The organism is Bradyrhizobium sp. USDA 4011 (genome assembly GCF_054063415.1).
The window spans coordinates 2,265,109-2,278,518 of sequence record NZ_JBSSGG010000001.1; the positions used below are offsets into that span (position 1 = coordinate 2,265,109).

The 13,410-nt window shown below is 65.5% G+C and carries 12 protein-coding genes and 2 pseudogenes; 5 read left to right on the top strand and 9 right to left on the bottom strand.

The window, feature by feature from the left end:
• Positions 1 to 62: 62 nt before the first annotated feature.
• From ACVW1C_RS10520 to ACVW1C_RS10550, 7 genes and pseudogenes are all read right to left on the bottom strand, one after another.
• Complete coding sequence (locus ACVW1C_RS10520) at positions 63 to 845, bottom strand: SDR family NAD(P)-dependent oxidoreductase (protein ID WP_176533237.1); 783 nt, start codon at positions 843 to 845, stop codon at positions 63 to 65.
• 86 nt (positions 846 to 931) lie between these two features.
• Positions 932 to 1,066 (bottom strand): annotated as a pseudogene (locus tag ACVW1C_RS10525) (NAD(P)-dependent oxidoreductase); the annotation flags it as partial.
• A pseudogene (locus ACVW1C_RS10530) lies at positions 1,052 to 1,351 on the bottom strand (TetR/AcrR family transcriptional regulator); the annotation flags it as partial. The pseudogenes ACVW1C_RS10530 and ACVW1C_RS10525, both read right to left, overlap by 15 nt.
• Before the next feature lie 58 nt (positions 1,352 to 1,409).
• On the bottom strand, positions 1,410 to 2,288 hold the full coding sequence (locus tag ACVW1C_RS10535) for an SMP-30/gluconolactonase/LRE family protein (RefSeq protein ID WP_456763045.1): 879 nt from the start codon (positions 2,286 to 2,288) through the stop codon (positions 1,410 to 1,412).
• A gap of 35 nt (positions 2,289 to 2,323) precedes the next feature.
• Positions 2,324 to 3,394, bottom strand: a complete 1,071-nt coding sequence (locus tag ACVW1C_RS10540; protein WP_456758361.1) for an aldose epimerase family protein — start codon at positions 3,392 to 3,394, stop codon at positions 2,324 to 2,326.
• A gap of 2 nt (positions 3,395 to 3,396) precedes the next feature.
• Entirely contained in the window at positions 3,397 to 4,326 is a 930-nt protein-coding gene (locus ACVW1C_RS10545) for a Gfo/Idh/MocA family protein (protein WP_456758362.1), read from the bottom strand.
• Positions 4,327 to 4,564: 238 nt separating this feature from the next.
• Positions 4,565 to 5,590, bottom strand: a complete 1,026-nt coding sequence (locus tag ACVW1C_RS10550) for a histone deacetylase family protein (RefSeq protein ID WP_456758363.1) — start codon at positions 5,588 to 5,590, stop codon at positions 4,565 to 4,567.
• A 146-nt stretch (positions 5,591 to 5,736) separates the two neighbouring features.
• On the opposite strand from ACVW1C_RS10550, the gene ACVW1C_RS10555 reads away from it, so the two are divergent.
• Complete coding sequence (locus tag ACVW1C_RS10555) at positions 5,737 to 6,348, top strand: TetR/AcrR family transcriptional regulator (RefSeq protein ID WP_456758364.1); 612 nt, start codon at positions 5,737 to 5,739, stop codon at positions 6,346 to 6,348.
• A 3-nt stretch (positions 6,349 to 6,351) separates the two neighbouring features.
• Here the strand turns inward: ACVW1C_RS10555 and ACVW1C_RS10560 are convergent, their stop codons facing one another.
• Together ACVW1C_RS10560 and ACVW1C_RS10565 are read right to left on the bottom strand one after the other, a co-directional pair.
• Positions 6,352 to 7,302 (bottom strand): fatty acid desaturase, encoded by a 951-nt coding sequence (locus ACVW1C_RS10560; protein WP_456758365.1) that lies wholly within the window; start codon positions 7,300 to 7,302, stop codon positions 6,352 to 6,354.
• A gap of 14 nt (positions 7,303 to 7,316) precedes the next feature.
• Positions 7,317 to 8,348 carry an alpha/beta fold hydrolase gene (locus ACVW1C_RS10565; RefSeq protein WP_456758366.1) on the bottom strand — a complete coding sequence of 344 codons (1,032 nt, stop codon included), beginning with the start codon at positions 8,346 to 8,348 and terminating at the stop codon, positions 7,317 to 7,319.
• A gap of 214 nt (positions 8,349 to 8,562) precedes the next feature.
• Here ACVW1C_RS10565 and ACVW1C_RS10570 point away from each other — a divergent pair, with 214 nt between their 5' ends.
• From ACVW1C_RS10570 to gudD, 4 genes are all read left to right on the top strand, one after another.
• Complete coding sequence (locus ACVW1C_RS10570) at positions 8,563 to 9,900, top strand: MFS transporter (protein ID WP_456758367.1); 1,338 nt, start codon at positions 8,563 to 8,565, stop codon at positions 9,898 to 9,900.
• Positions 9,901 to 10,041: 141 nt separating this feature from the next.
• Positions 10,042 to 10,947: a LysR substrate-binding domain-containing protein gene (locus tag ACVW1C_RS10575; RefSeq protein ID WP_456758368.1), complete on the top strand. Its 906-nt coding sequence runs from the start codon at positions 10,042 to 10,044 to the stop codon at positions 10,945 to 10,947.
• Between the two features lie 127 nt (positions 10,948 to 11,074).
• The gene (gene kdgD / locus ACVW1C_RS10580; RefSeq protein ID WP_456758369.1) at positions 11,075 to 12,016 is read left to right on the top strand and encodes a 5-dehydro-4-deoxyglucarate dehydratase; all 942 of its coding nucleotides are present in this window, start codon (positions 11,075 to 11,077) and stop codon (positions 12,014 to 12,016) included.
• A gap of 31 nt (positions 12,017 to 12,047) precedes the next feature.
• Entirely contained in the window at positions 12,048 to 13,403 is a 1,356-nt protein-coding gene (gene gudD, locus ACVW1C_RS10585; RefSeq protein ID WP_456758370.1) for a glucarate dehydratase, read from the top strand.
• Positions 13,404 to 13,410 lie beyond the last annotated feature (7 nt).

The window sequence follows — 13,410 nt, forward strand, 5'->3', positions numbered from 1 at the left end:
GGCTACTTTGCATGGGGTTGTTTTCGATATTTTGGCATTGTGCTCGCGATTGAACCTGCCCCCTACTTCCTCTCGTTGACCGGGACCGTGTAGTTGAGGATCAACCGCCCGCCGTCGGGATAGATGGTCTGGCCGGTGATGTAGGAGGCGTCGTCGCTGGCGAGGAACGCCACGACGGAGGCAACCTCGCTCGGCTCGCCGCAACGGCCGGCCGGGGTGCGCGACAGCACGCTGCGCCGCGCGTCCTCCGACGAGAAGATCGCCGTCGCCACCATCTCGGTCAGGATCGTGCCGGGGCCGACCGCCACGACGCGAATGCCGTGCGGCGCCAGCGCCACCGCGGCCACCGAGGTGAGCTGCTTCATCGCGCCCTTGGACATCGCATAGGTCGCAAGCGAGGGGATCGCCAGCAGCGCGTTGACCGACGACATGTTGACGACGACGCCGCCGCCGCCCTGCGCGATCATCTGGCGCGCCGCGGCCTGAACGCCGAAGAACGCGCCCTTGAGATTGATCCCCATCACGTCGTCGAACTCGGCCTCGCTGATATCGAGGAAGTCGCGGTTGCGCGCGACGCCTGCATTGTTGACCATGACGTCGAGCCGGCCGAACTCCTTCACCGCGTGAGCCACGATGCGATCGACATCGGCGCGCTTGCTGACGTCGGCCTCGACGGCCCGCAACCGATCCTCATGTCCGAGTTCCTGGGCGGCGTGGACGAGCCCCGCAGCGTCGACATCCGAGATGACGACCCTGGCGCCATCGGACAGGAAGCGCGCGGCGCAGGCTTTGCCGATGCCGCGCGCCGCTCCGGTGATGGCGACGACCTTGCCGGAATTCTTCATGGGAGTGCCTCCAGAACAAAACTGTTCGCAGAGCAATAGCGCATTGCGCGTCGGCAGGGAACGCGGCGGATTCTCCGCGCGAGAGGTCAGGATTTGATGCGCGCGAGAATCCGGTCGGCCTCGGTGCGCCAATCGGCACTGCGGGCGAATTCCGGCGTTCCCTTGGGCCCGAACACGCCTTCATCGGCAAGATCGGCGATCCAGCCTTGCCGCTCGCGCACCCGCCGCGCCGCCGCTAGGAGCTCCGAGCGCCGCCGGTTCATCGGGCCGCAATGCCGCCGATAGATCTCCAGCAGCAGGCCGTCCTTGGTCTTGAAGTGATAGGTCACGCTGCCGGGATTGGCGCCGGCTGCCTGTGCGATGTCGCGGACCGAGACCGCGTTGAAGCCGTAGGTCGAGAACAGTTCCTCCGCCGCGGCGAGGATCGCCTCGCGCATGTTCGGCTTGCGGGTGCCGGCGGCCTTGGCGTCGGCCTTCATGCCGGACTTCGCAGGTTTGCGGACCATATTTGTACTATCGTGCAAATAATCAGGTCAGGTCAACGAGGCGACGGCAGGCCCGCATTCAGGACAGTTTGACGTCAGGCTCGGCACGGCCGCGTGCCGCGGCATCGAGCAGAAAGGTCTGGCCGTGGCCGGGATCGGCCGCGCGCTGGGCCTCGTCCATGTCCTGCCAGGCTGACGTAACGAGCACGCGCGAAAGATCGCGGCCGACAAAGGCCGGGCAGCTCGATTGGCTCGCCGGCACCTTCAGCGAGCGCAGGTGGCGGCCGGCGGGATCGTAGACATCGACGCAGCCGCCGCCCCAGCGCGCGTTCCAGATCATCCCATCGGCATCGACGATCGCGCCGTCGAGGCCGCCGGTGCCTTGATGCCTGATCAAGTCGATCGGCTCGCCGGTCGGCAATCCGGTTGATGGATCGAGCGGCACGCGATGCAGCACATTGGTCGCGGTATCGGCGAAATAGCCGGCGTCGCCTGCGGGCGAAAAGCAGATCGCATTGGGGATCGTGATCCCGGGATAGAGCCGCATGATACGGCCGTGATGCAGCGCGTAGATCGCGCCGGCGCCGTGCTCGGCCTGGCGCCCCATTGTGCCGAGCCAGAAGGTGCCCGACGGATGCACGCGCGCATCATTGGAGCGCGTCAAAGGATTGTCGGCTTCGAGTGCGACGAACAGCTCCATGCGACCGCTGGCGACCTGCCGGACGTAAAGCCCATCCTCGGTGAGGATCAGCTGCCGCTCGCCGTCGATCCGCGCCAATGCGCTCGCCATCTTCGGCAACTCGTGAACGACGGTGCGGCCGCTTGCAAAACGATGTTCGAACAGGCGACACTCGCGGATGTCGAACCACCAGGCGGTGTCGGTCGCCGCGTCATAGGTCGGGCCCTCGCCGAGATGACAGCGCTCGGCGGACAGCACGGATGTCGGCACCTGTTCGATCAGCGGCTCGGCGGCACGGTCGGTCATGGCGTCACTCACATGGTCGAGAATCGATAAATTGCGGTGCGCCGATAGATCTGCCCGGGATCGAGCCGCGCCGCCGGGAAGTCGGGCCGGTTCGGCGTATCCGGCCAGGCGTGCGGCTCGAGACATAGCGCGTCGGATTGGCGATAGAGCCGATCGCCCTTGCCGGCGCTCGAGCCATCGAGGAAGTTGCCGGAATAGAACTGCAACCCCGGCTGATCGGTCAACAGCTCCATCACGCGGCCGCTGTGCGGCGCCTCGAGGCGCGCGGCGAGGCGAAGGCCTGTCCCCGAGGCAAGACAGAAATTGTGGTCATAGCCGCGCCCGAGCCGCAACTGCTCGTCGTTCATCCTGATCCGCGCGCCGATCGCCATGGCCTTGCGGAAATCGAACGGCGTGCCGTCAACCGGCCGCGGCGGGCCCGGCAACGGGATCGCAGTGGCGTCCACCGCGAGGAAATGGTCTGAAGCGATCGTCAAGAGATGATCGAGGATCTGCGTACCCGAGCGCGCGCCGTCGAGATTGAAGAAGCTGTGATTGGTGAGGTTGACGTATGTCGGCCGGTCGGTTGTCGCCTCAAAGGTGACCGCGAGTTCCATCGGGGCGCGCACGCGATAGGTCACCCGGGTCTGAAGATTGCCTGGATAGCCCTCTTCGCCATGCGGGCTTTCGCGCTCCAGCACCAGCGCCGGCCCCGGTTCATCGGATAGTTCGGCGATCCGCCACAGCTTGCGATCAAAGCCCTGCAGGCCGCCATGCAGCGCGTTGGGGCCGTTGTTGGCGTCGAGTTTCACCGTCTCGCCATCGAGCACGAAGCGCGCGGCGGCGATCCGGTTGGCATAGCGCCCGATGGTCGCCCCGAAGAATTTGCGCTGCGCGAGATAGCCGTCGAACGCGTCGTGGCCCAGCACGACATCGTCGTAATGGCCGCCGCGATCGGGCGCGAGCAGCGTTTGCAGCGTGGCGCCGAAGGGAAGGATGCTGGCCTCGAAGCCGTGCGCGCCTCGCAGCGTCACGCGCTCGACCACGGTGCCGTCGGGCAATTTGCCGAAGGGCGCGCGAGCAATGCTGGCTGATGTCATTGTCAGTCCCCGAACGCCACGACAGAGCGCCGTCGCCCCAGCATGAAGCTATCGGCGACGAGCCGCAAGGGCGCGAGGTCGACCTCGGACTTTCCGTCCGACGTCAGCGCGACGAAGCGGCGATACAACGCGGGATATTCCTCATCCGTGGCATCGACCACCAACCTGCTGCCATCGCGCAGCTGCCGTCCGCCTTTCGACAGCGTCACAGGCCCGGCCTCGGTCTCGCACAGGATGTCCCGGCTCGGCGGCCCGGTCTGGCGAAAATCGAACTCGGCGTAGATCGGCAGGCCGTTCTCATCGGACAGTTCGATTGCCGCGGCAATCGGCGCCTCCCGGTTGGAAGGAACGTCCAACATCGCGCTCCTGACAAAGACGGGACGCGGCAGGATCTCGGTCAGGATCGACAGCGCGTTGATGCCGGGATCGAACACACCGAAGCCGCCCGCCTCGAAGATCCAGGCCTGGCCTGGATGCCAGACGCGGACGTCTTCCTTCCAGATGATCGTCACCTTGTTGATCGCGCGTCCGGCGAGCAATTGCCGCGCCGGTCCAACCGCGGGTGCGTGGCGCGAGTGCCATGCCGCAAACAATGTCCGGTCCGCCTCGCCCGCGGCCGCGATCAACGGCGTGAGTTCGCTCAACGTAGACCCAGGCGGCTTCTCCAACAGGACATGCTTGCCTGCGGCGAGCGCCGCGGCGGCCTGCGCGTGACGCGCCTGCGGCGGCGTGCACAGCGCAACCGCATCGATCTCCGGCCCGTCGCGCAACAACTCCTGCAAATCGCGGAAATGCGGCAGGCCGGATGGGCTCTTCGCCGGATCGGCCACCGCGACGAGCGCAGCACCTGATGTCTTCGCGATCGCGGGCACGTGCTGCCGGCACGCGATCTCCCCGAAACCGACGATGGCGATGCGAAGCAGATCGCTCATGGCCGTCCTCGCGTTGCTGCCCGCCCGGACGGCCGATGCCGCCAGGCAAGGTCATAGGCCAGCGCCGGATACCAACGGCATGATCCGGCTTTGGTTGCAAAGGCGCAGCTCCACGACGCTTTGTTGTACGGCCCACGGCGGGGGAATCGGTCCTGATGCATCACAACCGATACTTCAGACTGTTGTTTTGACGGGTTTTCTTCACGCGAACCGGTCACCGCTCCCATTCGAAACCGCGCTAGCGTGCAGCTTCGAATCCGCCGAGCACCGCCGTCAGATTGGCACCGAGGATGTCGGAGAGATAGCCGCCCTCCTGCACCAGCACGGTCGGCAGACCGAACCGGGCGAGCGCCTCGCCGATCCGACGGAAGCCGTCGGTGGTGACGGCGAGGCCCGCGAGCGGGTCCTTCTCGGAGGCGTCGAGCCCGAGCGCGACCACGAGCGCGGTCGGCGCGAAGGAGCGGATCGCCTTCTCCGCCGTCGCCAGCGCCCTGATGTAGTCGTCGTCGCCGGTGCCCTTGGCGAGGGGAATGTTGAGATTGGTGCCAAGCCCGGGCCCGGCGCCGCGCTCATGCGCATAGCCCCACACGAACGGGTAGAAGAACGACGGATCGGCGTGGATCGAGACGGTGAAGACGTCCGGCCGCTCATAGAAGATGCCCTGCGTGCCGTTGCCGTGATGCACGTCGACATCGAGGATCGCGACACGCTCGTGCTGCTGGCGCAGATGCTCGGCCGCGATCGCGCTGTTGTTGAGGAAGCAGAAGCCGCCGGCGAGATCGCGATAGGCGTGGTGACCGGGCGGACGGCACAGCGCGTAGACGGCGTCCTCGCCGTCGAGCACCATCTGCGCCGCGGTGACTGCGACGTCGCTCGAAGCGCAGGCGCCGGCCCAGGTGCCGGGGCCGATCGGCGCCGCGGTGTCGACCGTATGCCAGCCGAGCTTGCCGACGATGTGGGTGGGGTAGGTACCGGCGTTGCGCACCGGATGCATGTTCGCGATCATCTCCGGCCCGGCATTGCCGAGCGCCGACCATTCGTCCCAGGCGTCAGCGAGAAAGCTCAGATATTCGGGGCTATGCACACGCGCCCGCGCCCCCTGCCCGAATTTGGTCGGCTCGATCAGCGTGTGCTTGCCGGCCTTCAGCCCTGCCAGTAGGCGGTCGGCGCGCTCGGGCTGCTCTGTGGTGCGCTGGACCACACCGCGGACCAGGAAGAATTGCGGATCATGGCTGCGGTGCAGATCACTGTAGACGGCCTTCACGGGATACTCCTGTTCGATGAGCAGTTGAGCTGAGCCTTCACCGGCGAGATGTACAGTATCAGCGGCGGCCATGATCTGAAACAGCGCGCGATTTCATGCTATGTCCGCAAGCAGCACAACGAACACGCAGGATACGAATCCCGGCCATGGCGGGAAGCAAGGTGGAGACGGAGGATACGGCAACGGGGCGGCGCGGCCGGCCGCGCTCCGCCGCGACCACGGCCGCGATCCTGCACAGCGCCTATAGCCTGATGGCGACCACCGGCCTTGCCGCCACCACCATCGACGCGATCGCGAGACATTCCAACGTCTCGAAGATGACGATCTACAAATGGTGGCCGTCGCGCGAGGCCTTGCTGATCGATGCCTTCCTCGACCAGGCCTCGCGCGCAGTGCCGCTGCCTGAGGCGGGCCATCCGGTCGCCCGCATCCGCCGCCACGTCGCGACGTATGTGGAGGCGTTGCAGGGCGAGTTCGGACGGGTGCAGCTCGCGGTGATCTCGGAATGCATCTCGCAGACTGGCACGGCGGAATTGTTCTATGAGCGCTACCTCGGCCTTCGTCGCAGCCGGATGCTGGAAATCATCGCCGCCGGCCAGAAGGACGGCAGCATCGGCGCACCGGGCGTACCCGGCGATATCTATGACGCGATCTACGGCAGCCTGTTCTACCGCTATGTCTTCGGCATCAAGCCGCTGACGCCGGCCTATGCCCGCAACCTCGTCAATCTGGTGCTGCGGCCGCACGCCGAGGCGTGAATATCAAGCGGAATGCTGCCGCTGACGGCGGAACCAGGCCCAGGTCTCGCGCGTCACGGCGCGGTAGTTGCTGCCGCGATACACGATGTGGCCATCGACGATCGCGTTCAGCTTCGGCAAAGCATGGAACGGCACCGTCGGATAGGCATGATGCTCGACGTGATACGGCATGTTCCAGGCAAACCATTTCATGATCCGGCCTGTCATCGTGGTGCGGGTGTTCTCGAATGCACTGCGCGTCCGCTCGCAACCGGTGTGCTCTGCATAGAGATACGGGCGCAGGATGAGCTGACCGGCGAGCAGCGGCACGACCCACACCCAGAACAGGATCGCGCTGTGCAGCACAAGCGATGCCACGAGCAAAAGCAGATAACCTGCAAGATAAAGCCTTGCTTCCAGCACGATCGAGGCGCGCTTGTGTTCCGGAATCCACGGCACGCTCACCTTCCCGGTGAGTGCATGCCGGAACATCAGCCGGATCCGGACCAATACCTGCAACAGTCCCGAATAGGCGATCGCAAGCTGGGTGTCCGACGCGGGCTTGGGACCTACGATCAGCTCCGGGTCCTTCTCCGGATCCTGCGTGTAGCGATGATGGTCCCAGTGAAACAGGCAGTAATATTGGTAAGGCAATCCGATCATGAAGGCGGACAGATTGCCGACGGCAAGATTGAGCGCGTGACTGCGAAACGCCGTCTTGTGCGCGGTCTCGTGCACCACCATGAACAGGAACGCGACGAAGTAGCCCTGGATGGCGATCAGCGGCAACGCCCACGCGAGACCATAGTGCGACGAGACCAGCCAGATCAGTGCGCCGACCACAACGATCATCCCGTAATGGCTGGCCGCGCGCACCGCGCCGGCAAGGTTCGACTTGGTCGATAGCTCGCGCAAGGTCAGCGGGCTGAGCGGCTTCAGGCGGGGTCCGGCGTCACTGGTCTCTGCGGTGCTCATGGTCGTCTCACCTGTCAGCGTTGCAAGAGCGCCGCGATTTCGGCGTTGATGAAGGCGCGGTCTTCGGCATTGTTGACCGGATTGCCGGCCCGGTGCCCATGGTTCGAGGGGATCGGATGCAGCGCCGCGGAGCGGGCATTGACCAGGCGGCCTAGCTCATCCTCGTTGTCGCGCGGGTCGAAATAGCGGTCGGTGCGGCCGGGCATCAGCAGGACATGCGCCTTGATCGCGGCCAATGCGCGATCGAAGTCACCGCCGAATTCATCGCAGCGGCTGATGTCGCCGGCCTGCCAGATCGCGATTTGCGCCAGCAGGTCATTCGCATCGCGCCGCGCGAAGGCACCGTCCCAGGATCGCGCGAGGTAGTCTTCCAATGAGCTGAAGCCGGCCTCGCGCCAGACCTCCTCGCGATAGAACTCATGCGACATCGCCCAACCGGCATAGACGCGCCCCATCGCGCGAAGGCCCGCGGTCGGCTTGGTGACGAAGCGGCCATTCTGATAGGCCGGATCGGTGGTCAGCGCAGCCTTCACACCTTCGAGGAAGACATGATTATACGGCGAGCACCGCGCGCTGCCGCAGACCACGGCCGCGCGCTCCACCATGTCAGGGTAGCGGGCGGCCCAGTGATAGGCCTGCATGCCGCCCATCGACCAGCCGTAGACCAGCGCGAGCCTGGTCACGCCGAACCGCTCGACCAGCAGCCGCCGCTGGATGGCGACCGCGTCATGATAGGTGAAGGCGGGAAACGGTGCGCCGCCGAGCAGCTCGCTCGAATTCGACGGCGAGGATGACAGGCCGTTGCCGAACTGGTTCGCGATGATGATGAAGTAGCGCTCGGGATCGAGTGCCCCGCCCGGCTGCACCAGCCATTCGATGTCGGTGTGCTGCGCGGCGAACGACGTCGGATAGAGGATGACGTTGTCCTTGGCCGCGTTCAGCGTGCCGTAGGTCTGGTAGGCGAGCGCAAGCTGCGGAAACACCGCGCCGCCCTGCAGGGTCACCCTGCCTGCCTCGAACACCTCGCAGTCACGTGACGCGGTCATGCGCATTCGACCTCGATCGGCAGGGCGCGACGCTGCGCCCTCAATAACTGTACTTATAGTACATTAATTCGGAGCCGAAGCAAGAGCGGCGAAGGTGGAATGACACCGGACCGATCCATTCAAAATTGGTATGGATCAATACCCGTTTCGGCTTGGACCCATTGTCGTCATCTCTCTAGGACAGTCCCCGAGGAAATCTTTCAAGGAGGCGCGAATGAGCGCAATTGTGTCCGGCACGGACGCGCGGCGATCCCGCGTCCGGCTGTTGATCGTGACGATGCTGTTTCTCGTCACCACCGTGAACTATGCCGATCGCGCCACGCTCTCGATCGCCGGCCCTGCCCTTTCCAAGGAACTGCATCTCGATCCCGTCGCGATGGGTTACGTGTTCTCGGCGTTCGGCTGGTCCTATGTGATCGCGCAGGTGCCGTGCGGCTGGCTGCTGGACCGCTATGGCTCCAAATGGGTCTATGCGATCAGCATCATCGTCTGGTCGATCTTCACCGCGATGCAGGGCTTGGTCGGATTCCTCTCTGCGGGCGCGGCCGTGGCGCTGCTGTTCGGGCTGCGCTTCTTGGTCGGCTTCGCCGAGGCGCCATCGTTCCCGGCCAATGCCCGCATCGTCGCGGCCTGGTTCCCCGGCAATGAGCGCGGCACCGCATCGGCGTTCTTCAACTCCGGACAGTATTTCGCGACCGTGATCTTCGCGCCGCTGATGGGCTGGATCGCGCACGAATACGGCTGGCGCCACGTGTTCTATGTGATGGGCGGGCTTGGCATCGTGATGGGCATCGCCTGGATCAAGACGATCTACGAGCCGAAGGACCATCCCGGGATCAACGAGGCCGAATTCGACTACATCAAGCAGGGCGGCGCGCTGGTCGACATGGACGCGGCGAAGGCCGGCAAGACGCACGACAGCGGCCCCGGCTGGGACCATATTCGCCAGCTGCTCGCCAACCGCATGATGCTCGGCGTCTATATCGGCCAGTACTGCATCAACACGCTGACCTACTTCTTCCTGACCTGGTTCCCAGTGTACCTCGTGAAGGAGCGCGGGCTCTCGATCCTGCAGGCCGGCTTCGTCGCGACATTGCCGGCGCTGTGCGGCTTCATCGGCGGCGTACTCGGCGGCGTGATCTCGGACTATCTGCTGCGCCGCACCGGCTCGCTGACCATGGCGCGCAAGATCCCGATCGTCGGCGGCATGCTGCTGTCGATGACGATCATCGCCTGCAACTACGTCGACAGCCAGGCGCTGGTGGTCGGCTTCATGGCGCTTGCCTTCTTCGGCAAGGGCATCGGCGCGCTCGGCTGGGCTGTCGTCTCCGACACCTCGCCGAAGGAAGCCGGCGGCGTCTCCGGCGGCTTGTTCAATACCTTCGGCAATCTGTCCTCGATCACCACGCCGATCATCATCGGCTACATCCTCGCCGCCACCGGCTCGTTCAATGGCGCGCTGGTGTTCGTCGGCGCCAACGCGCTGGTCGCGGCGATCGCCTATCTGTTCATCGTCGGCGAGATCAAGCGGGTGCAGCTGAAGGCGGCCTGAGCCAGGCCGCCGCAGCAGCAACAACACATCAACGGCGGCTTCGGCCGCCGTCTTTGTCTTCTTGTTTGTCTTCTTGGCCAGTGGGAGGCATCGATGCTAGAACGAACAAACCCTCGACCGATCCATTCCAGGCTAGCATCGATGTTCGACCTGAACCAGCTTCGCTGTTTCGTCACGGTGGCCGAGGAATTGCACTTCGGCCGCGCCGCGGCGCGGCTCAACATGACGCAGCCGCCGCTCAGCCGGCAGATCCAGGTACTCGAGCACATCATCGACGCGCCGCTGCTGGAACGCACCAGCCGCTCGGTGCGGCTGACCCCGGCGGGACGCAGCTTCCTGCCCGAGGCGCGGCGCATTCTCAAGCTCGCGGAATCCGCTTCGCAGGTCGCCCGCCGCATCGCGCTCGGCAAGACCGGCTCGCTCAAGATCGGCTTCACCGCCGCGGCCGCCTATGGCTTCCTGCCCGATCTGATCGCGGCCGCCCGCTCTCGCCTGCCCGAGGTCGATTTTTCCCTGAAGGAGATGGTCTCGGGCGATCAGTTCGAGGCGCTCACCACCGGCCAGATCGATGCCGGGCTGCTGCGGCCGCCGATCGCGCGGCCGGAATTCGCCAGCCGGCGCGTCGTGGCCGAGCCGCTGCTCGCCGCGATCCCGAAGAAGCATCCGCTGGCCACAGCCGACGCCGTCGGCATCAAGGATTTCGACGACCAGCCCTTCGTGATGTATTCGCCCTATGAGGCGCGCTACTTCCACGACCTGCTGGTGTCGCTGTTCACGCGCGCCGACGTGCTGCCGCGCTATGTGCAGCATCTCAGCCAGATCCACTCGATCCTCGCCATGGTGCGCGCCGGGCTTGGCATCGCGATCGTGCCGGAAGCCGCCGCCAGCCTGAAGATCGCGGACGTCAAGCTGAAGCCGCTGAAGCTGCGCACGCCGGTGCCGGTCGAACTGTTCATGGTGTGGCGGCGCGATCACGAGAACCAGTTGCTGCCGTCCTTGATCGAGATCGCAACCGAAATCGCAGCGCCGCACCTGCGCGCCGATTGATGCCGATTGCGCATCGCTCGATACCGCGTTTGGCTTGGACGCGCATCGAAGCATTCCTTAAGAATTCGGCCGTGGACGCGCGCTGCTCGCGCATCCCTTATCCCAACATCATTCCAGGAGTGGCGCCGTGAGCAAGCTGACCCCTCAGGAGATGGCCGCGAGAATCGGTGGCGGCCTCCTGTCTTTCCCCGTGACCCCGTTCAAGCCGGACTATTCGTTCGACGAGGCGACCTATCGCGCCAACATGGACTGGCTGTGCGGCTATGACGTCGCCGGCCTGTTCGCCGCCGGCGGCACCGGCGAGTTCTTCTCGCTGACGCCGGCTGAAGTTCCCCTCGTCGTGAAGATCGCGGTCGACGAGACCAAGGGCCGCGTTCCCGTGCTGGCCGGCACCGGCTACGGCACCGCAATCGCGCGCGAGATCGCCGTTGGCGCCGAGAAGGCCGGCGCCGACGGCCTCTTGCTGCTGCCGCCCTATCTCACCCATGCCGAGCAGGACGGCCTCGCCGCCCATGTCGAGGCGGTGTGTTCGTCGGTCAAGATCGGCGTCATCGTCTACAACCGCGACAATGCGATCCTGCAGCCCGACACGCTGGCGCGGCTCTGCGAGCGCTGCCCGAACCTCGTCGGCTACAAGGACGGTATCGGCGACATCGAGCTGATGACCCGGGTCTACACCAGGCTCGGCGACCGCCTGACCTATATCGGCGGCCTGCCGACCGCGGAGACCTTTGCACTGCCCTATCTCGACATGGGCGTGACCACCTATTCGTCGGCGGTGTTCAACTTCGTGCCGGAATTCGCCACCAAATTCTACGCCGCGGTGCGCCGGCGCGATCATCAGACCATCCATGCAGGCTTGAAGGATTTCATTCTGCCGCTGATCGCGATACGCAACCGCAAGAAGGGCTATGCGGTGTCGATCATCAAGGCCGGCATGAAGGTGATCGGCCGCGATTCCGGCCCGGTGCGCCCGCCGCTCACCGAGCTCACCGAGCAGGAGATCGCCGAGCTCGCGGCGCTGGTGGCGAAGCTGCCGCAGGCCGCGACCCGGCAGGCGGCGGAATAAGCCGAACGGCCAACGACCAAGGGAGGAGCAGATGGTGCAAGACACGATCCGCACCGGCTTTGCCGGCGCCCCCATCGTCACGGCGATGGAGGTGATCCCGGTCGCCGGCCGCGACGGCATGCTCCTCAATCTGAGCGGCGCACATGCGCCGTTCTTCACCCGCAACCTCGTCATCCTCACCGACAACTCCGGCCACACCGGCGTCGGCGAGGTGCCGGGCGGCGAGAAGATCCGCAAGACGCTCGAGGACGCCCGCGACCTCGTCGTCGGCCAGACCATCGGCGCCTGCAACAACATCCTCGCATCGATGCGCCGGACCTTCGCCGACCGCGACGCCGGCGGCCGCGGCAAACAGACCTTTGACCTCCGCGTCACCATCCATGCAGTCACCGCGGTGGAATCCGCGCTGCTCGATCTGCTCGGCCAGCATCTCAATCTCCCGGTCGCGGCGCTGCTCGGCGAAGGCCAGCAGCGCGCTGATGTCGAGACGCTCGGCTATCTGTTCTTCGTCGGCGACCGCAGGAAGACCAGCCTTCCCTATGTCGAAGGCGAGACCGGCAAGCCCGACTGGTTCAACCTACGCCATCAGGTAGCGATGACGCCGGAGGCGATCGTGCGCCTCGCCGAGGCGACGCAGGCGCATTACGGCTTCGCCGATTTCAAGCTCAAGGGCGGCGTGCTCGTGGGCGAAGAGGAGATTGAGGCCGTCACCGCGATCGCCAAGCGTTTTCCGAAAGCCCGCGTCACGCTCGACCCGAACGGCGCCTGGTCGCTCGACGAGGCGATCCGGCTTTGCAGCAACATGCATGGCGTTCTCGCCTATGCCGAGGATCCCTGCGGCGCGGAGGCCGGCTTCTCGGGTCGCGAGATCATGGCCGAGTTCCGCCGCGCCACGGGGCTACCGACCGCAACCAACATGATCGCGACCGACTGGCGCCAGCTCAGCCACGCGCTGCGGCTCGGCGCGGTCGACATTCCACTGGCCGATCCGCATTTCTGGACCATGCAGGGCTCGGTGCGGGTAGCGCAGACCTGCCGCGACAACGGCCTGACCTGGGGCTCGCACTCCAACAACCACTTCGACATTTCGCTGGCGATGTTCACCCATGTCGGCGCCGCCGCGCCCGGCAAGGTGACCGCGATCGACACCCACTGGATCTGGCAGGACGGCCAAGCGTTGACCAAGGAGCCGCTGCAGATCAAGGGCGGCAAGATCGCGATCCCGGATCGGCCGGGCCTCGGCATCGAGCTCGATCGCGCTGCCATCGAGGCGGCGAACGCGCTATACAAGCAGCATGGCCTTGGCGCCCGCGACGACGCGCTGGCCATGCAGTTCCTGATCCCCGGCTGGACCTTCGACGACAAGCGTCCCTGCCTCGTGCGCTAACAAGAAA

Excerpts from the sequence above, each read along its gene's own strand:
- ACVW1C_RS10520 (WP_176533237.1), bottom strand. The coding sequence starts at position 845 with ATGAAGAATTCCGGCAAGGTCGTCGCCATCACCGGAGCGGCGCGCGGC.
- ACVW1C_RS10540 (WP_456758361.1), bottom strand. The coding sequence starts at position 3,394 with ATGACATCAGCCAGCATTGCTCGCGCGCCCTTCGGCAAATTGCCCGAC.
- ACVW1C_RS10545 (WP_456758362.1), bottom strand. The coding sequence starts at position 4,326 with ATGAGCGATCTGCTTCGCATCGCCATCGTCGGTTTCGGGGAGATCGCG.
- ACVW1C_RS10555 (WP_456758364.1), top strand. The coding sequence starts at position 5,737 with ATGGCGGGAAGCAAGGTGGAGACGGAGGATACGGCAACGGGGCGGCGC.
- ACVW1C_RS10560 (WP_456758365.1), bottom strand. The coding sequence starts at position 7,302 with ATGAGCACCGCAGAGACCAGTGACGCCGGACCCCGCCTGAAGCCGCTC.
- ACVW1C_RS10565 (WP_456758366.1), bottom strand. The coding sequence starts at position 8,348 with ATGACCGCGTCACGTGACTGCGAGGTGTTCGAGGCAGGCAGGGTGACC.
- ACVW1C_RS10570 (WP_456758367.1), top strand. The coding sequence starts at position 8,563 with ATGAGCGCAATTGTGTCCGGCACGGACGCGCGGCGATCCCGCGTCCGG.
- ACVW1C_RS10575 (WP_456758368.1), top strand. The coding sequence starts at position 10,042 with ATGTTCGACCTGAACCAGCTTCGCTGTTTCGTCACGGTGGCCGAGGAA.
- gudD (WP_456758370.1), top strand. The coding sequence starts at position 12,048 with ATGGTGCAAGACACGATCCGCACCGGCTTTGCCGGCGCCCCCATCGTC.